Genomic DNA, 18,708 nt, shown 5'->3' on the forward strand with positions numbered 1-18,708 from the left:
AGGAGACCCGATGAAAAAGATCAGCAAAACCCTTCTGGCCAAGGATATCGTGGCGCAAAGCCGCACCGATCTGGCATTGCAGCAATATCACTCGATCCCGGGCGAGGAGATACGCGCGTTTGTGAAGAAGCTGATTGGCACGGTCACACTGCCCGCAGACCTTGAATACAACCGGGACCGGCAGGTCTGGAACCCGGCGTTTCAGGATTATCCCGAGATCATTGTCTATTGCGAAACCATTCAGGACGTGCGCAACAGCCTCGCCTTCGCGCGTGAACATGACCTGTGGGTCGTGGCGCGATCCGGTCGGCACAGCACGGCAGGGTATTCGGTCAACAACCAGATGGTGCTGGACACCAGCAAGATGCGCTACGTGACCGTCGACCCCGATGTGCCGATGGCCTATGTGGGGCCCGGCACACCGTTCAAGATGCTGAATGCTGAGCTGAACGCGTATCACCTGCATGTGCCGGGCGGGGCCTGTCAGGATGTCTGCGTGGCCGGTTTCATGATGGGTGGCGGCTATGGCTTTACCTCGCGCCGCTACGGCATGGCCTGTGACAATGTGCTGGGCGTCACGGTGATGCTGTGGGATGGCAGTATCGTGATTGCCGACAAGGATACCAACCCCGATCTGTTCTGGGCGATCCGGGGCGGGACCGGCAACAATTTCGGTATCCTGTTGGAAATCCGCTTTCAGCTGCACCCGCTGTACAAGGTCTGGGGCTGTCACATCACCTGGCCGCTGGAAAAGGCCGCCAAGGCGCTGGAGTTTCTTCAGGCCAACTACATGAGCACCTGCGAAGATGACCGTTTCGGAGCCTATATCTTTTTGGCCTATCAAGGGGACAGGAAGGTGCTGCTGCTGTCTGCGCTTTATGATGGGACGCCCGACGAGGGGAAGGCCTGCGTCCAACCACTGCTGAGCGATGAAATCGGCGGCGAGATGGGTGAGGATGACGCAAACTACGGCACCTATCAGGAAATCAACTCCTGGCTTTATGACGACAAGTACGACATCCCTGTCGTGCCTGATCAGGCCCGCGAGGATAAACAGGCGGGATATATCAAACGCCAGCTCTCCGAGGCTGAATGGCAGCGCGTTGTGGATTACCTGGACAGCACGCCCAATGCCTATGGTGCGGTTGCGATCGAACCCTATGGCGGAACGATCAACCGGGTGCCGCTGGGCAAAGAGGGCAATGCCTTTATCCATCGCGACGTATCGCTGAATTTCTATGTCGATGTGTTCTGGCTGTCGGAAGAGGAAAAAGAAACCGTGGTGCCGTGGCTCGACGGGTTCATGGAGCTGATGACCGAAGAAGGCTATTTCATCGATCGCGTCTATCAGAATTACCCGCGCCGGACCCAGAAGAACTATCGCTGGCAATACTGGGGCGAATACTTCAACTCGCTGCTGTTCGTGAAGCAGAAATTCGATCCGCATGATTTCTTCCACTATCAGCAGAGCATTTCGCCGGTGCCGGATGACGCGCCGCCCGAGATTATCCGGGACCCGTCCGAGTCGATCTTTGACGACCCGACCATCACCTATGAGGACTATTCGAACCCCTGAAAGCGGGGGCAGCCACGGCCAAACGGGGGAGAGCCCAGCATGGACACGATCCAAGAGATTTTCTTTCTACCGCCTATCGCGGTTGCCCGCTTGGGGCCGGGCGAAACACCGCTTGAAAGCTATGAATGGCAGCAGGATATGGATGCCCATGGCAACAACAAGACGGTCATCCGGTCGAACATAACCCTGCGCGAGGTTGAGGATGGCAGCGTCACCGCATATCTGCCCGACCCCGACACGATCCGCTTTCGTGATGAAGGCGGCGCGCTGCGCCCGGTTGCCCCGTTTTTTGAGCTTTGGGCGCGTATGCACGATGCCGAGACCGGCAAGGAGTACGAAGTGCCGGTCACGCTGGACCTTTTGGACGAACAGGGTCTGTCGCTGGAAAATGTGCGCTATACGGTCACCGTGGGAAACACCAAGGCTGAACGGCGAACCGGCGATGCGGCCTGCGGTTTCCGCGCACGGGTCGAGATTGCGGGGCAGGATTTCACGCCGAAACCTCTGCTGGCCTTCAGCCCTTATACCTCTGAACAGCAGCCGATGGTTTATGAGCATAACCCGATCCCGCTGGGCTCGGTCCGCGCGATCCATCCGGTGCAGGGTCATGATGAACCGGTCGAGGGCGAATTCGTTGACCGCAGCATCCTGCGCCTGCGTTTTATGCCGCCCAAGGGCGAGGTCTATGGCCCGCCTGACGCGGCCTATGGTCCGGCGACGCTGGCCGTGCCCGGATATCAGAACGACCCGGCGAAATCGGAATATGGCCGCATCCACGAAATTGTGCCCGAACAGAACCGCATTCTGAACCCCGACACCCCGTGGTCGAAATGGATCATGATGTCCGGCACTTCGGACGACCCCGAGCCGCATGACAGCTACGACGGTGCCCGCGTCGGCAATGACCAGTCCTGGGGTGTGGCCGATGACACCAGCGATGGCGTGATCGAGGCGACTTTGGCGGTGCGTGGCGAGCGTCTGACCGCGCGTGCGCAAATCATGACCGGCCCGCCCGATTTCGCGCCGGACGCAAGACCGTTCTACAGTCTCGAAGATGATCTGGCTGATCGTGATCTGTCGCTGATCTCGGTGACCGAAGACAATTTTCAGCAGGCCAAGGCCGAGGTGGTCGACATCTTCCGCCGCGCGTTCGAGACCAACAGCCTGATCAATCTCGACGATATCCGCGCGCAGGGTCTGAAAGACAATGCCAAGTTGCAGGCCAAGACCGGGATTTCCCCGACGCCGGGCCTGCCCTCGACCAACGCGAAATCCATGACGGCAGAAGACGCAAGGCCGCCGGACAAGATTGATGAACTGATCCGTCCGCAGCCCGCCTCGGTCTTTTCGAACTCGGTGCCCAACGACCGTCTGCCCTATACGGTCGCCACGAAATTCGTGCATGAGCAGTTGATTGACGAGGCCAACCTGCTGGATTTCCTGCGCCGCCGTCCGGATTTCGTGAAGACCTTGCTGCGCCCGCCCTATGGCATCCTGCAAGAGCTTGAAACCGACCCCAACCCGGATCAGGCCCCGAACCCCGAATTCCGGGACCCGCGCAACATCCGCGATTCAATGCATGACGCGCGGATGCCGCCTTATATGCGCGATTCCAACTACTATCCGCTGTCCCTGTCGCGCAGGCAGTACCATCTGGTGATCTCGTTTATCGACTATCTGGTCGCCATGGGCGATGAACCCGCAAAGCCGGTACAGACCGAGATCACGCCCCGGAACCTGACCGCGCGCGCGGCCTTCAAGGTGCCGGGAAACCCTGACAATACGCGACTGGACGGATCGGTGGGCAATTGTTTCCCCGGTCTGGAAATGGACGTACGCAACCTCGACCGGCGTTTCTTCCCCGGTCTGGTGTTCAATGCCGTGCGCGTGCCGCTGAGCCCCGTGCCCGAGGCACCCAAGAACACGCAGGGCTTCCATCTGGTCTTTGTCGACTACTTCTACGATCCGATGTTGCCCGACAACAGCCCCGAGGAATGGGTGCAGACCCTGCTTGAGGGCTATAGCGGCGATGTGGGCACGAAGCTCAGCCAAGGGCGCTGGTTCCTGTCCTGGGTCGAACAGAGCGGCAAGCGTATCACGTTCCAAGAGAAAGACGGCACGCCCTACGACGGATTGATGGTCTGGCGCTTTATCCGCAGTCTGGAATGCGGCGATGATAAACCGATCAGCATCGCGCTGGAGCGGCGCAACCACGAAGGCATCGTGGACACCAAACAGGTTGTTCTGCACGGCTATCGCCGCCAATACCGTACTGAGGCCGGCGCATTCAGCGAGGCTTATGATCCCGGCGAGCTGACGCAAAGCCTGTGCAACCCGTGGTCCCATGATTTCCGCGATTGCGGCTGCCATTACTGGCCTTCGAACCACCCCGACGTGGTGATGGCCGAGGTTGCGCATGACGATCAGCTGCCCTCGGGGCAGTCGAAGAACCCCATTGAGGCCGAGACGTATCTGGACTGGCTGCGCTCGGACAAGTCGCCATCCGGCAATGTGGCGGCGCTGAATACGGTGGAACAAAACCGCCCCTATCAGATCGACCACTATCAGGTGAACCAGATGTGGAGCGAGCTGCCAATCGTGGTCGAAGGCCGCGAAACCGGCGAGGTTTATGAGGTCGATCCGGAATTGCCCGGTGTCGAACCCTATGACTCGCCCGAGGATATGGTCAAAGACCTCAGGACCCGTCTGGCCCCGATGGAGATGACGCTGAGCCTGCAGTATCTCTATGCCTATTTCTCGCTGACGGACCCTGAGACGGTGGATACCAATAAGTGGCCGACACTGAAGGATGACCTGATCTTTGCCCGCCGCTCGGTGTTGGAGGTCGCGATAGGCGAGATGACCCATATCCGCTGGGCGAACCAGTTGCTGTGGGAGTTGGAGCCCGAGGGATATGAACCCGTACTGACGCCCTCGGAAACCCTGCCATCGGGCGAAGGCAAGGGTAAGACGCAACCCCGCGAACTGCGGCCGTTGACCGCTGAGGCACTGACCGATTTCATCGAGATCGAGCGCCCCGGCGGCTATATCGACCGGGCCTACGCGCAATGCGTGGCGACGCTGAAGCAAGAAGAGCTGTTCCCCGAACGTCGCCTCTATGCGCTGGCGGTGCGGATCGACACCGACGGGGACGAGCATTTCCTGCGCTTTAGCCAGATGAAGGACGTTTTGGCCAAGTACGACACCGGCGAGGGCACGCCCGCCTATCTGCGCAAGATTGACGTGGGAACCGAAGCAGAAGCCAAGACCGCGCTGGACCTGTATGCCAAGGTCAAGGACGGGCTTGCCAAGGCCTATGCGCTTGAGGCCGAAGGAAAGCTTGAAGAGTCTCAGACCTATATTCAGCAGGTCCGCGACGACATGAAGCTGTTCCGGATCGAGGGCGAGGCGCTGGCTGCAAAAGGGATCGGCATTCCCTTCTGGAAAGGGGGCAAGGCGTGATCCCACCCGCCGCGCAGGTACATTTCTTTGAGACCGAGCATGGGGGTCATATGCTGGCTGTCGACGGCTCGCGCGTGTTCGATGTGCCGGAGGGCACGGCGGGCCGGTTTGAGGCGATGGACACCAAGGGCCAGGATGATTTTCTCAGCTCGATGGGGTTGGATGGAACGCCGTTCATCGATGACACGCCGCCGCAGGACATGCCGGTGCGGTCGCTGTCGCTGGCTGTGGCGCAGAAATGCAATCTGGCCTGCACCTATTGCTATGCGGCGGGCGGCGAGTTTGGTGGCCCGGCGCGGAATATGGAATGGGGGGTTGCCAAAGCCTCGGTCGACCGGCTGGTGACCGAGGCAGAGCCCGGCGTGCGCATAAACCTCGCTTTTCTGGGCGGTGAGCCTCTGATCAACCGCGATCTGGTGCAGCGAACCACCGACTATGCGGTGGAGCAAGCGCAGGCCAACGGGTTGAGCGTTGGATTCTCGATTACCACCAATGGCACCTTGCTGCGCCCCGAGGATGCAGCGTTTTTCGAGGCCCATGGTTTTGCGGTCACCATCAGTCTTGACGGGGTGGGCGAGGTCCATGACAAACTGCGCCCCAATCGCGGTGGCCGGGGTAGTTTCGACACGATCCTGAAACGGGTCGAGCCTTTGCTGGCTGCGCAACATCGCATGCAGGTTGGCGCGCGCGTGACTGTGACGCCGCAGAACATGAACCTGCCCGAAACGCTGGACCAGTTCGTGGGGATGGGCTTCCATTCGATAGGGTTCTCGCCAATGCTGGCCTCGCCCAACGGTCAGCATGAGCTGGACCAAAACGATCTACACGAGATGCTGACCCAGATGATCCGCTGCGGTGAGGTGTTCGAGGCGGCGGTGATCGATGGTCAGCGCTATCCGTTTTCGAACATGGCGGCGGCGATGCAGGAAATCCATCGTGGTACGCACCGCCCCTATGCCTGCGGGGCAGGGGGCGGCTATTTCGGCGTGTCCGCCGATGGCGGCCTGTTCGCCTGCCACCGGTTTGTTGAAGACGACGCGGGGGCCATGGGAAATGTCTATGATGGCCCCGACCTGCGGCGCGAGAGCTGGCTGGCGGATCGTCACGTCCACACCCAATCCCCCTGCACCACCTGCTGGGCGCGTTACCTGTGCGGCGGCGGATGTCATCACGAGGTGATCCATCGTGGACGCCCCGCCTGCGACTATATTCGCGGTTGGCTGCATTACTGCCTGCAGGCCTATGTCCGCCTGTCCGAAGCGCGCCCGGATTATTTCGGTGCGCCGGTACAGGCGGCCTCTGCCTGAGCGTATGACGATCGAAACCGAAATCTGCGTGATCGGTGGCGGCCCGGCAGGCAGCGCTGCAGCGCTGAGGCTGGTGCAACTCGGTCGCCGTGTCTGCCTGATCGAACGCCAATCTTTCCCGCGTCCGCATGTCGGTGAGTCTCTGCCCCCGTCAATCTGGCCGATCCTGAACCTGCTGGGGTTGGGTGATGCCGTCGCGCAGGCCGGGTTTCTGCGTGCAAACGGCTCGATCCTGCATTGGGCCGGGGCGTTCGAGCGGCGCGGGACGGATGGTGATCAGCCGGGTCTTCTGGTGGACCGTGGCCAATTCGATGCGGCGCTGCTGCATGCTGCGCAGGCCGCAGGCGTTCACGTCATCCAGCCCGCGCGGGTCTACCGCCCGGCGCGGGTGCGGGCCGGATGGAACATACCCATCCGCACCGAGACCGACACCTATAAGGTTCGGGCGCAGATTCTTCTGGACGCAGCAGGGCGGCAGGCGGGGCTAGGCCGTCGGTTCCGCCCGGCCTCGCAGCCCCTGATAGCGCTTTATGCCTATTGGCGGGTGCCACCGGGCTTTGGCCCCCAGGCCCGGGTCGAGGCAGGTGCCTCGCATTGGTACTGGGGCGCGGTGTTGCCCGGCGGCGTGATCAATGCGATGGTCTTTGTCGATCCCGACACGTGCACCGGGCTCTCGCCTGCAGGGCGGCGTGATCTCTATCTGAACCTGCTGGCGCAATCGACCCTGCTGTCACCTTGTCTGGAACAGCGCCGCATCGGGCCGGTGCGGCGTGTCGATGCGACCAGCCGGGTCGAGACGACGCCCCCATCGCGCGATCTGTTGCGGGTGGGCGAGGCCAGCTTTTCTGTCGATGCGCTGTCCTCGCAAGGGGTTCAACTGGCGATGGCGCAAGCCGTGCAGGCGGCGGCTGTGGTCAACACCCTGCTAGAGGCACCCGAGCATCACGATTTGGCCCTGTCCTTCTACGCAGACAGGCGGGCCGAGCGTGTGCAGGCCCATGCTGCCCTGTCCGCAGATTTCTACGCGCGACAGCAGGCGGTGACGCCCTCCGCCTTCTGGGCGGCGCGGGCGCAACCCGTCGATTGGCTCAAACTCTTGGAATCGGACGCTAACCCGGACCCGATGCACCCCGAGCAGGCGTTGAAACTGTCGCCTGAGGCAAATCTGATCACCTCTGGCGTGCAGGGCGCGCGCGTGATTGAACCCGGCCTGGTCCTGAGCCACCCCAATCTGCCGCGCCCGGTGGCCAATCTGGAGGGTGTCGCACTGGGGCCGCTGTTGCAACGATTGCAGGGCGCTGCGACCGCTGCAGAAATCACAGCGCTATGGGCGGGCGTTCTGGATCCGGCCCGGGCCGCGCGCATTCAACGCTGGCTGTGGCATCATCGTATCCTGATCGCCGACACGGACCGGGCGTAATCGCGGTTTCCTCGGCCCGCCGAATGGCTTAAGGTCCGCCCACGATGCCAACTGCCAACAAAGAGGTCGCATGTCGCGTTTTGATGGGTATTTCCTGCGGCAGTTGCTGGTGCTGTTTGGGTTTTTCACCCTCGTACTTGTCGGGGTCTTCTGGATCACGCGCTCGGTCAGCCTGTTTGATCGGGTGATCAGCGGCGGCCAATCGGCGTTGGTTTTTCTGGAATTCACCGCTTTGACGCTGCCCACCTTGATCCGGACGGTGATGCCGATGGCGGTATTTGCCGCAGCGGTCTATGCGACCAACCGGTTAAGCCGCGAAAGTGAGATGATGGTGATGCTGGCGACGGGCTCCAGCCCTTGGCGGTTGGCGCGCGCTGTCCTGATGTTTGGTCTGTGCGCGGGCTTGATGATGGCTGTCATCAGCGTGTTCTTGCGCCCTGCCTCGGTCGAGCAGCTTGAGCAGCGGCAGGCCGAGGTGGCGGGTGACGTGACAGCGCAGTTGCTTAACGAGGGGGAATTTCTACATCCGGCCAAAGGTGTGACCGTTTACATCGGCGATATCGATCTGGATGGCACCCTGCACGAGGTCTTTGTCTCGGATCGGCGGGATGAGATCAATCCTGTGAGTTATTCGAGCACCACGGCGTATCTGGTCAACCAAACCTCGGGCATTCATCTGGTGATGTTGGACGGAGTGGCGCTCAGGTACGATCAGCAGGGAAACACGTTGTCTTCGACCCTGTTCGAGGATGCCTCATACGACATTTCGGAGTTGACCCGCGATACGGATATCGGCCTGCGCAGCCGCGAAGCCATTCCGACCATCGAGTTGTTGCAGGATATCGAGGCGGTCGCCGAGTCGGATGAGCATTCCGTTGGGCAGTTGGTTGAGGAGTTGCACCAGCGCTTCTCATGGGTCGCGATTTGTATCGCCGTTGCACTGGTGGGCTATTCGGCGCTGATGCTGGGCAGCTTCTCGCGCTTTGGACTCTGGCCGCAGATATTTGGAGCATTCACCATTCTGGTGCTTCTGGAGGGCGTCCGGGGGTTTGTGGCCCCCGTTGTGATTGATGCTCCACGGCTATGGTTTCTGCTGTATATGCCGGCGGCGATCGGGGTTGCGTTATCTGTTGTGTTTCTGTCTCTCGCCGGGCGCCCGCTGTTCCGACGCAGGCCACGCGGCGACGCGATCGGGCTGACGGCTGCCGAGTCTTAGCAAGCGGCCATCAGCCGATAGACGATTTGTGCCGCCGTGAAATCCCAGGCTGCGTTGCCGTCGGGCGCCAGTTCAACCACATCGAAACCCACGCATGTCCTGCCTTTAAGCGCGTGTTCGACAAGTCTTAGGGCCTGATAGTAACCCAACCCCCCGGGCACGGGCGTTCCGGTGGCGGGCATTTGTGACGGATCCAGACCGTCAACATCGAAACTGACATAGACCAGTTCGGGGAAATCCTCTGGCAGATCGACGGCGTGGATATTGCCGGTGACCAGTTCTTCGGCGTCGATGTGGAAGACATGGTTCTTGAGGCGACTTTGGGCCTCTTCCACCGAGAAGGCGCGGACGCCGAACTGAGCAAGCCGGACACCTTCTTCGGCCAACAGATGCATCACAGAGGCATGCGAGTGCTTCTCGCCCTGATACGCGTTGCGCAAATCGGCGTGCGCATCGATTTGCACGATCCCAACGGGCTGGTTGAGCGCGCGCGCCACGCCCATCACCGCGCCATAGCTGAGTGAGTGTTCTCCGCCCAAAGTTACGGGCACTTTGCCCGCGCGAATGGCGGCCTCGGTCCGTTGGGCGAGGCGTTCCATGACCTCGGGCAAAGGGCCTTCGCAGTCCAACGGGTCTTCGGTGAAAATGCCTTCGACACAGGGCTCGGCATGACCGGTGATGCGCTCCAGCTCATTGCTGGCTTCGATGATGGCCTCAGGGCCTTTGGCTGTACCAGAACCATAAGACACCGTGCGTTCCAGCGGCACCGGGATCACGCGAAAGCGCGCGTCTTCCGAGCGCTCAGCTTCGGTCAGTTCACTGTCGAGGAAAATGCTCATGAAAGGCGGTCCTTAAAGTCGTCATAACCGAACTGTTTGATGATCTTCAACTCGTCCGTTTCGCTGTTCCATAGGGCGATGGTCGGTAGGGGAACACCGTTGAACGTGTTGGTTTTGACCATCGAGTAATGTGCCTGATCGAGGAAGGCAAAGCGTTGCCCGATCTCCAGCGGTTTGTCCCATGTATAATCACCGATCACGTCGCCCGCTAGACAGGATGGGCCGCCGAGGCGATAGGTGTGGCCCGCCTCGGCCTCGTCCATCAGGGCGGGGCGATAAGGGGCCTCGATCACGTCGGGCATGTGGCAGGTGGCCGAGATATCGGTGATGGCAAGGGTCATGCCGTTGGTGGGCAAGTCGAGGATTTCTCCGACCAGAATGCCCGCGTCCAGCGCAACGGCCTCGCCGGGTTCGAGGTAGATGGCGACATCGTATTTCGCGCGGATGGATTTGATGAATCCGACCAGCCCGTCGCGGTCGTAGTCGTCGCGGGTGATATGGTGACCGCCGCCGAAGTTCAGCCATTTAAGTTGGCCGAGGAAGGGTTTGAGTTTTGGCTCAACGGCAGCCCAGGTGCGCTGCAATGGCTCAAACCCTTGTTCGCAGAGGGTGTGCATGTGCAGGCCGTCGACTCCGATCAGAGTGTCTTCGGACAGTTGGCTGACGGGTGTCCCGAGGCGTGAACAGGGTGCGCAGGGATCGTATTTGGGAATCTCGCCTTCGGAATGCTCGGGGTTGATGCGCAAGCCGACTTGCACATTCGCGGCTTGGGCTTTGGCAAGGAACCGGTCCTTTTGCACCGGAGAGTTGAAGATGATGTGATCGGAGAGCGAAAGGATTTCGTCGATGTCGGCATCCTTGTAGCCGGCGCAGAAGGTTGCAACCTCGCCGCCGTATTCCTCGCGGCCCAGACGGGCCTCGTAGATGCCGCTGGCGCAGGTGCCGCCGAGGTGTTGGCGCACCAGCGGGGCCAGTGAGAACATGGAAAACGCTTTGAGCGCGCTGAGGACATGCGCGCCGGAGCGGGTGCCGATCTCGGAGAGGATGGTCAGGTTCCGTTCGACTGCTTTTTCGTCGACCACAAAGCAGGGGGTGGGCACGCGGGCAAGGTCGAACTTGCGGAAAGCTTTGGCGTCGCCCGCTTGGGTGGTCATCATGTCGGACATTGCCGGCGTCTCCGATTGTGGAGAGGCCGGGGGCTCTGCCCCCGGACCCCCGGGATATTTTTGGCCAGATGAAGTTCTGGATCTAGAATTCTACCGGGCCGTCGAGTTCGTGGACCTGCCACGGGAGGCCCTGGGTGTTCAGCATGTCCATGAAATCGTCCGGGTCCAGCTGTTCCATGTTCCACACGCCCGGCTCGCGCCAGTTGCCTTTCAGGACCTGTGCGGCTCCGATCATGGCGGGGACGCCGGTGGTATAGCTGACGGCCTGAGAGCCGACCTCGGCATAGCATTCCTCGTGGTCGCAGATGTTGTAGATGTAGTAGGTTTTCTCGCCCGAGCCGTCTTTGGCTTGCCCTGTGGCGATGTCGCCGATGCAGGCCTTGCCCTTGGTTTCTGCGCCCAGATCGCCGGGGTCGGGCAGCAGGGTTTTCAGGAACTGGATCGGGATGATTTCCTTGCCGTCATGCATCACCGGATCGATGCGGGTCATGCCCACGTTTTCCAGCACTTTAGCGTGGGTGATGTAGGCGTCGCCGAAGGTCATCCAGAAGCGGGCGCGCTCGATCTCGGGGAAGTGGGTCGAGAGCGATTCCAGTTCCTCGTGATACATCAGGTACATGTTCTTGGGGCCGATGGCGGGGAAGTCGAATTCGACCTTGTGGGTCATGGCCGGGCTGTGTTGCCATGCACCGTTTTCCCAGTGGCGGACCTCAGCCAGCACTTCGCGCAAGTTGATTTCCGGGTTGAAGTTGGTCGCGAATTCCTGATCGTTGCTGCCGCCATTGGCGTCCAGCACGTCGATCTGGCGGATCGTGTCCAGCTTGTGCTTCTTCAGCCATTTGGCAAACACGCTGGTTACGCCCGGATCGAAGCCCGAACCGAGGATGGCGGTCAGGCCGGCCTCTTTGAAGCGTTCCTGATAGGCCCATTGCCAGTGGTATTCGAACTTGGCTTCATCCTCGGGCTCATAATTCGCGGTGTCGAGGTAGTGGATGCCCGCCTCAAGGCACGCGTCCATCAATACCAGATCCTGATAGGGCAGGGCGAGGTTCACGAGGATCTCGGCGCCGGTTTCCTTGATCAGTTTGACCGTGTCTTCGACCTTGTAGGCGTCCAGCTCGGCGGTCTTGATCTCAACGCCAACGCGTTCTTTCACGGCTGCGGCGATGGCATCGCATTTCGATTTCGTGCGGCTGGCCAAAGTGATCTCGGTGAAGATGTCCGAGTTCATCGCCATCTTATGCACGGCTGCGTGGGATACGCCGCCCGCGCCGACAACCAGTGTTTTGCCCATGGTCTGTCTCCTTCTTATTCGTAATAGGTGTAGCCGTTGATCGAGTCGCGATAAGCGCCCATCAGGGTTTTGCGGTCCTTGGCTTGCAGAGTACCGGTCGAAATCGCCTCGTCCACCATTTTGCGGAAAGCCGCGACGCAATCCTGCGGGTCGAATTCCACATAGGACAAAACCTGGCTGATCGTGTCGCCCTCTTGCTCGTGCAAAAGGTCGAACCCGCCATCGGCGCGCAGGTCGATGGTGACAACGTTGGTGTCGCCGAACAGGTTGTGCAGATCGCCCAGCGTTTCCTGATAGGCCCCGACAAAGAAGACGCCCATGAAGTATTCGTCATCCTCGGGCAGAGAATGCACCGGCAGGCTGGGCGAGACGCCGTCGGCCAGAATGAAACGGTCGATCTTACCGTCGCTGTCGCAGGTGATGTCGGACAGGACGGCGCGGCGGTCAGGTACGGTGTTCAGCCCTTGCAGCGGCACAATCGGGTGCAACTGGTCAATGGCCCAGACATCGGGCAGGGATTGGAACAGCGAGAAGTTGCAGTGGTAGATATCAGCCACTTTCTCAAGCTGGTCGTCGACATCCGTTTCCAGATCGTCGCTGGCGGCCAGAGCCTTGAGGCGGGCCATCAGCGACAGATAGATACGCTCGGCCCGGGCCATCTGGCGCAGATCCACGTATCCACGACGGAACAGGGCGCGCAGCTCGTTTCGGTAGAAGGTGGCGTCGTTCCAGCATTCCTGCAGGCGGTCGCTGCTGAGGTATCCGTGTACGGCAGCAAGGTCCGAGACCAGATGGTTGTCGTCGGGTTCTACATCTGGTGCGGTAGGCGCATCGTAAAGCGTGGTTTCCAGCACGTTGAAGACCAGCATCGATGAGGTCGCCACCACGGCGCGGCCGCTTTCGGTGACCAGCGTGGGGTGGGCGATCTCGGCCTCATCCATTGCATAGGCGACGGTTTCAACAACGTTGGCGCAGTATTCTTCGACCGTGTAGTTGATCGAGTTCTCGGCGGCTTTCTTCTCGCCTGTATAGTCTACGCCCATGCCACCGCCGAGGTCCAGATGGGTCAGCGGAACGCCCTCGCGCGTGAGTTCGGTGTAGTAGCGGCAGGCTTCACCCACGGCGCGGCGCACATCGTTGACGTCCTGCACCTGGCTGCCCAGATGCGAGTGTTGCAGCTTGAGACAGTGTAGCAGGCCCGCCGCTTTCAGCTTGTCCACCGTGGCGACCAGCTGGTCGGTGTTCATGCCGAAGGCAGACCGGTCGCCCGAGCTTTCCTCCCACTTGCCGCTGATCTGGTTGGTCAGTTTGACCCGCACGCCGATCAGGGGTTCGATGCCGAGCTCCTTGTAGACTTCGATCACCGTGTCAGCCTCTTTCGGGCTTTCCAGAACAATGACCGTATTGAAGCCGATCTTGCGGGACAGGATGGCCAGTTGGATGAACTCGGCATCTTTGACGCCGTTACAGACGATCAGTGCCTCGGAGGCCAGACGGTGGGCCAGCGCCACGACCAGTTCAGGTTTGGAGCCTGCTTCCAGCCCGTAATTGTATTTCTTGCCGAACTCGACGATCCGGTCCACGACCTGCGCTTGTTGGTTCACCTTGATCGGGAAAACACCCCGGTAAGAGCCTTTGTAGTTCACCCGCGCGATGGCATCGCGGAAGCTTTCGTTCAGATGCGCGATCTCATGTTCCAGATAAGAGGTCACGCGCAGCACCATCGGGGCTTTGATCCCCCGGTCATCCAGATCGGACAGGATGCCCGGCAGGCTGATCGCGGCGGCTTCGGGGTGCATGGGGTTCCGCAGACCGATCTCGCCCTGCTCTGTCACCTCGATGAGGCCTTTGCCCCATTTCTCAACCCCGTAGATGGAATGCGGTGCGTCGGGCGTGTGTTTCAATCACTCAGGTCCTTGACTAGTAGGTGCCGGTTTCGCGCCCGCCAATAAGCCAGCAGTTTGATTCGTCCAAGTGTAAACTATGTGACAGAGAATGCCGAGTTTCACACGAAACTTCGGATAGGGATCAGGTGGTTGTCCCATTGGCAGTCAGGCCGCGCGGTGACCTGGGGATGGCGGTTCAAATTCCCGAACAGACCGGTGCCAGTCGAGAACACAAGCCCATCGGGGCCAGCGCCCAGACCACAGACATCCTGCAACGCGTACGCACCGGTCAGGCGCCCACTGGAGACGTCGAACAGATGCAGCGCATTGCCCCGCGGGCAGGTGATTGCGACCGTCCGACCATTGGCAGCAAAGGCGATGCTACCAGCATAGCCCTGCAGGGTGCTCTGATGGATTTCAGGGGCTGATAGCAGGCGCGGAGTGTTACCCCGGCGGTGCAAACCCAGCAGCGGCGGGTGTTCGGTCAAGCTGCCCTGCCATTGCATGGCAAAGCCCACCAGCCCGTCAGCGCGCACGGACAGATGACGGATTGAGTTCTTGTGCAGACTGCGCGGCAGTTCCACCTGCTCGTGTATCATGCCCGACAGATCGGTATAGGTCAGGTTGGGCTGCATCACGGGCAGGTTCAGCTTGGTGCGACCCGTGCCGGGATGAGTTTCGATGCCTCCATTGGCGATGACCAGCGTTCGGCCATCCGGCATCAGGCGCATGTCATGGGGGCCAATCCCGCCCGAGGGGAACTCGCCCAGCCGGTCAAAGCTGGCGGCGTCCCAGATGCCGATGGCACCCTCGGCGGCGTCATAGTTGTTCTCGGTGGTATAGAACCGGCTGCCGTCAGCTGAAAACGTGCCGTGGCCGTAGAAATGGCGTCCAATCGGGGCCTCCAGCCGTTCGATCAGCGCGCCCGAGGCGCAATCGATCACAAGCGCGAAGGTGCCCGGACGGCGGGCAAAGGCGACGGCTTGCGCTTTCAACGGATGCGCCGCGGCGGCATGTCCCCGTGCGGGCAGGGGCAGAGTGAACAGGATCGCGCCTTTCCCATCCAGACCGGCAAGCCTGTAAGACCCATCCGGGAACAGGCCTGCGGCCAGAAACGCGGGCGCACCGACTGCGGCCCAGCCTTTGACTGGCGCAAGGCTGGTCGCGGCAAGCCCGGCAAGGAAGTGGCGGCGCGAGGTCACGGGGCTCAGTCTCCGTCCAGTGAGTTGAAACCGGCGTTGATGCCGAGGGTCGGGCCCAGTCTCGTCGCGGTAATGGCGCGGATGTTGTCAATTGATTGCTGCAGGGCCTCGATGCGGATGCGGCCTTGCGGGTCAGCGACCCCGGCGAAGGCCGGATCGTCCAGCGTCTGTGCCCGGTCGATGGGTTTGGCAAAGGCTGCGGCCAGGTCCGAGGCAATCTCGGGGTGATCATTGGCCAACCGTATCGCTAGATCACGGAGCGAGATCAGCGACAGCTCAACATGGCGCAGAGACCTGTCCGACCGGCGTGCCTCGGCGCGGTTGGGTCGGGGGCGATCAAACGTGCCCAGCGGACGACCCAGTCGGGTTTCCGACGTAAATTGCAGGCCGGTGGTCAGCGCCTTGAACAGCTCCTGCATTGCTTCGTCGCCGGATCTATAGGGGCTGTCGCCACCCGGCTGTGTCAGGGCAGGGGCGTAGTCCTGCCAGTCTGCGGCAATCGCATCGGCATTGCGGTCGATATCGGTTGCAATGGCGCGGATCAGGGCGCAGCGATAAGCGGCTTTGCCCTGCTCCACCATCGTTGGATCATACAGCATCCGTTCCAGCGCAAAGAACCCCCGACCCGCGATAGAGGTTTCTGCAAAGGCTTGGACGTCTTCGACCGCTGCATCCTCGGCGGCGATCAGCCCGGCCAGCGCTTTGGGCGTAAAGCCCTTGGTGTCGGGCCAGAAGGCAAGGGCAAAAGCACGATCATCCACCTCACTGGGGCCAAAGCGCAGATGACTGACCGTGATCCAATCGTCAAAGGCCGCGCCATAAGCGGTACGCAGCGCGGTCGAGTCGGGCGCGCAATCCGCCTGAGCCGCAGCCGACAGGGCAGCCGTTGCCTCGGTCAGGTTGGACAAGCGCGGCAGGATGTGGCTTTCGGCTACATCCATCAGGATCGGCACGCGATCCTGCGCGGCAGCGGCCAATGGCAGTAGCAGAGCGGCGACAACGGGAAGAAGGCGCATGTCAGAGGCTTTCCAGAAAGCGGATCAGGGCGTCGCGGTCGGTTTTTGGCATCGACACGACGGCATCGCGTGCGGGCTGCGCCTCGCCACCGTGCCACAGGATCGCTTCCAGTAATGACCGCGCCCGCCCGTCATGCAGGAACTGGGTGTGGCCCGAAACGCGTTCGGTCAGACCGATGCCCCACAGTGGCGGCGTGCGCCATTCGCGTCCCGTGGCGCGGGCCTCGGGGCGGTGATCGGCCAGACCCTCGCCCATGTCGTGCAAAAGCAGGTCGGTATAGGGCCAGATCAGCTGAAAACTGTGCTCGGGCCGGTCGGGCATCCGGTGGGTGACATAGGCAGGGGTATGGCACGACGCGCAGCCGGTTGTGTGAAACACCTCTTTTCCGCGCAGCACCTGCGGGTCATCCGTATCACGTCGCGCGGGCACACCCAGATTGCGGCTGTAGAAGGCCACAAGGTCCATGCCGACCTGATCGATCTCAAACCCGCGTGAATCATTATCGCCATGCGGCGCGCCAAGGCACCTGACCTGCGCGTCCGTGCAATCGCCGTGGGGGGCCGGGAACAAGGGGCTGGAGATGCCGATATCCCCGGCAAAGGCTGCCGCCGATTGCTCCATCACCGTGGGCATCCCGCCCTTATGTCCGAACCGGCCCATCATGGGCGCATCGAATTCGGTCGACCAGACGATGTTGGGCCGCCCTGAGATACCGTCGCCATCCGTATCCTCAGGGTCGGCATTGGCCAAAAGGTCCTCAACCGGGATTGCTTCGAGCAGCCCCAACCCGATCATCTGCGGCGCAACCCTCGGGCTGAGCATCGCCTCCGGGTGCAGCGGGCCATAGCCCAGATCGGCGGCTGTGTAGGTCGGTTTGCGCAGTGAGGCCGTCTCGCCATCGGACAAATCAACGGGGATTTCTGTGTAATGGATGTCGAGGCGATATTCAGCGGGGTGCCCGGCCAGCGCAAAGTCCTGCATCTGTCCGCCATAGGTCGGATCGGGCAGTGTAGCGATGTAATCCGCGATTTCGGCTGGCGCGTCCTGTGGCGCGCCGGGGATCGAGATCCGCAGAAACATTGATACCGCGTTGTCATCCGGCCCGTTCGGCGTGTGTCCGCGCCCGTCCTTGATATGGCAGCGCTGACAGGAGCGCGCATTGTACAGCGGCCCCAGCCCATCCGACGCCAGCGTCGAGGACGGAGACGAGACCCAGATTTTCTTGAAAAGGCCATTGCCAACCTTAAAGTCCAACTCCTGCTCGAAGCTGATATTGGCCGAGGGTTGCGAGAATGCATCCGCATCGGTGCGCACCCGAACGGTGGCCGCGCCAGCCGACAAGTCTTCGAACCGCTGCGGCACGCTGAAATCCGACGGCGCGGCGGTGGCTGCGTCGATCCGGGCGCGCTCGGCCTGGGTTCTGGGCTGGGTTTTCAGGTGGAGGTCTTGCAGCTCGGGGGGTGCGATATCTGCGGCAAGGGAAGAGGTGGCCACTGATAGGGCCACCGATATGAGCGCGAGATTACTCGCCCTCGTCCATCTTGGATGCGTTAAGTTGCGCATAATTGGCTTCGCCGATCCTTTCGTGCAGGTCGAGCTGCGTTTCCAGAAAGTCGATGTGCCCTTCTTCGTCGGTCATCAACTCTTCGAACAGCGCCATCGAGACATAGTCTCCGACGCTTTGACAGTATTCGCGCGCTTCCTTGTACAACGCCCGCGCGTCAATCTCGGCGGCCAGGTCGCATTCCAGCGTTTCCTTTGGGGTCTGCCCGATCCGCAGGGGGTCCAGCTTTTGCAGGTTCGGGTGCCCTTCAAGGAACAAAATCCGCTGAATCAACTTGTCTGCGTGCTGCATCTCTTCGATGCTTTCTTCGCGGCTTTTTTCGGCCATGCCGCTGAGGCCCCAGTCGTCCTGCAGGCGGTAGTGCAGCCAATACTGGCTGACCGCCGTCAGCTCATGCCGCAGGGATTTGTTGAGGTATTCGATGACCTTGGGGTCGCCCTTCATGTGCTTTCTCCTGTGATACTGCGGTCCGTAATTTCCGCAGTTGCATGGGGACTTCCAGACTATCGCTGGATCGCATCGTGTCTAGGAAAAGCGGCATGCATCCGCCGCAATCCGCTGATTTTCCAAGCGCATGGTAAATCTTGCCCGGCGTGATGATGGCCTGCGGATCAGCCGAGCGCATCCAGTCGATCGCGGCGCGGATGTCGTGGTCCGAGATGTTGGTGCAGTGGCATATAATCATGGTGACTCAGCCTGCTTGATGATATCCTAGTTAAATAGTCAGTTAATTTGTGCGCGTCCAGTGTCAGAAAGCAA

Annotated in this window: 14 protein-coding genes; 5 read left to right on the forward strand and 9 right to left on the reverse strand. The window is 61.0% G+C overall.

All coding sequences use genetic code 11. The features are described from left to right. Positions 1-10 precede the first annotated feature (10 nt). The 5 genes from ACR3EN_RS09055 to lptF all read left to right on the forward strand — a co-directional run bounded on the left by ACR3EN_RS09055 (position 11) and on the right by lptF (position 8,981). On the forward strand, positions 11-1,576 hold the full coding sequence (locus ACR3EN_RS09055) for an FAD-binding oxidoreductase (protein WP_480825276.1): 1,566 nt from the start codon (positions 11-13) through the stop codon (positions 1,574-1,576). A gap of 39 nt (positions 1,577-1,615) precedes the next feature. Next, positions 1,616-5,038, forward strand: a complete 3,423-nt coding sequence (locus ACR3EN_RS09060) for a ferritin-like domain-containing protein (protein WP_480871180.1) — start codon at positions 1,616-1,618, stop codon at positions 5,036-5,038. Continuing rightward, positions 5,035-6,345, forward strand: a complete 1,311-nt coding sequence (locus ACR3EN_RS09065; protein WP_480825272.1) for a radical SAM protein — start codon at positions 5,035-5,037, stop codon at positions 6,343-6,345. The genes ACR3EN_RS09060 and ACR3EN_RS09065 overlap by 4 nt, the downstream gene beginning before the upstream one ends. 4 nt (positions 6,346-6,349) lie before the next feature. Beyond that, a complete protein-coding gene (gene qhpG / locus ACR3EN_RS09070) occupies positions 6,350-7,765 on the forward strand; it encodes a flavin-dependent monooxygenase QhpG (protein ID WP_480869647.1) in 1,416 nt (471 codons plus the stop codon). A gap of 70 nt (positions 7,766-7,835) precedes the next feature. Continuing rightward, on the forward strand, positions 7,836-8,981 hold the full coding sequence (gene lptF, locus ACR3EN_RS09075) for an LPS export ABC transporter permease LptF (RefSeq protein ID WP_480825268.1): 1,146 nt from the start codon (positions 7,836-7,838) through the stop codon (positions 8,979-8,981). Here lptF and speB read toward each other — a convergent pair. From speB to ACR3EN_RS09120, 9 genes are all read right to left on the reverse strand, one after another. Beyond that, positions 8,978-9,820 (reverse strand): agmatinase, encoded by an 843-nt coding sequence (speB, locus tag ACR3EN_RS09080; RefSeq protein ID WP_480825266.1) that lies wholly within the window; start codon positions 9,818-9,820, stop codon positions 8,978-8,980. The two genes, lptF and speB, sit on opposite strands and share 4 nt — an antisense overlap. Beyond that, positions 9,817-10,986, reverse strand: coding sequence for a carboxynorspermidine decarboxylase (nspC, locus tag ACR3EN_RS09085; RefSeq protein ID WP_480825264.1), 1,170 nt, complete (start codon positions 10,984-10,986; stop codon positions 9,817-9,819). The genes speB and nspC overlap by 4 nt, the downstream gene beginning before the upstream one ends. 82 nt (positions 10,987-11,068) lie before the next feature. Continuing rightward, positions 11,069-12,280 (reverse strand): saccharopine dehydrogenase family protein, encoded by a 1,212-nt coding sequence (locus ACR3EN_RS09090; RefSeq protein ID WP_480825262.1) that lies wholly within the window; start codon positions 12,278-12,280, stop codon positions 11,069-11,071. Between the two features lie 14 nt (positions 12,281-12,294). Beyond that, entirely contained in the window at positions 12,295-14,184 is a 1,890-nt protein-coding gene (gene speA / locus ACR3EN_RS09095) for a biosynthetic arginine decarboxylase (RefSeq protein WP_480825260.1), read from the reverse strand. A 101-nt stretch (positions 14,185-14,285) separates the two neighbouring features. Further along, positions 14,286-15,368 carry a DUF1513 domain-containing protein gene (locus ACR3EN_RS09100; RefSeq protein WP_480825258.1) on the reverse strand — a complete coding sequence of 361 codons (1,083 nt, stop codon included), beginning with the start codon at positions 15,366-15,368 and terminating at the stop codon, positions 14,286-14,288. Between the two features lie 5 nt (positions 15,369-15,373). Beyond that, positions 15,374-16,384, reverse strand: a complete 1,011-nt coding sequence (locus tag ACR3EN_RS09105; protein WP_480825256.1) for an imelysin family protein — start codon at positions 16,382-16,384, stop codon at positions 15,374-15,376. A 1-nt stretch (position 16,385) separates the two neighbouring features. Further along, the gene (locus tag ACR3EN_RS09110) at positions 16,386-17,948 is read right to left on the reverse strand and encodes a di-heme oxidoreductase family protein (protein WP_480825254.1); all 1,563 of its coding nucleotides are present in this window, start codon (positions 17,946-17,948) and stop codon (positions 16,386-16,388) included. Then, entirely contained in the window at positions 17,908-18,393 is a 486-nt protein-coding gene (gene bfr, locus ACR3EN_RS09115; RefSeq protein WP_480825252.1) for a bacterioferritin, read from the reverse strand. Before bfr ends, ACR3EN_RS09110 begins: the two co-directional genes overlap by 41 nt. Next, entirely contained in the window at positions 18,341-18,634 is a 294-nt protein-coding gene (locus ACR3EN_RS09120; RefSeq protein ID WP_480825250.1) for a (2Fe-2S)-binding protein, read from the reverse strand. Before ACR3EN_RS09120 ends, bfr begins: the two co-directional genes overlap by 53 nt. Between the last annotated feature and the right edge of the window lie 74 nt (positions 18,635-18,708).

It is taken from the genome of Ruegeria sp. G7 (genome assembly GCF_056535465.1).

Bases quoted from the DNA above. Each gene is read 5' to 3' on its own strand.
- ACR3EN_RS09120 (WP_480825250.1), bottom strand. From the start codon at position 18,634: ATGATTATATGCCACTGCACCAACATCTCGGACCACGACATCCGCGCC.
- ACR3EN_RS09060 (WP_480871180.1), top strand. From the start codon at position 1,616: ATGGACACGATCCAAGAGATTTTCTTTCTACCGCCTATCGCGGTTGCC.
- ACR3EN_RS09105 (WP_480825256.1), bottom strand. From the start codon at position 16,384: ATGCGCCTTCTTCCCGTTGTCGCCGCTCTGCTACTGCCATTGGCCGCT.
- speB (WP_480825266.1), bottom strand. From the start codon at position 9,820: ATGAGCATTTTCCTCGACAGTGAACTGACCGAAGCTGAGCGCTCGGAA.
- nspC (WP_480825264.1), bottom strand. From the start codon at position 10,986: ATGTCCGACATGATGACCACCCAAGCGGGCGACGCCAAAGCTTTCCGC.
- ACR3EN_RS09090 (WP_480825262.1), bottom strand. From the start codon at position 12,280: ATGGGCAAAACACTGGTTGTCGGCGCGGGCGGCGTATCCCACGCAGCC.
- ACR3EN_RS09055 (WP_480825276.1), top strand. From the start codon at position 11: ATGAAAAAGATCAGCAAAACCCTTCTGGCCAAGGATATCGTGGCGCAA.
- ACR3EN_RS09110 (WP_480825254.1), bottom strand. From the start codon at position 17,948: ATGCGCAACTTAACGCATCCAAGATGGACGAGGGCGAGTAATCTCGCG.
- qhpG (WP_480869647.1), top strand. From the start codon at position 6,350: ATGACGATCGAAACCGAAATCTGCGTGATCGGTGGCGGCCCGGCAGGC.
- lptF (WP_480825268.1), top strand. From the start codon at position 7,836: ATGTCGCGTTTTGATGGGTATTTCCTGCGGCAGTTGCTGGTGCTGTTT.
- bfr (WP_480825252.1), bottom strand. From the start codon at position 18,393: ATGAAGGGCGACCCCAAGGTCATCGAATACCTCAACAAATCCCTGCGG.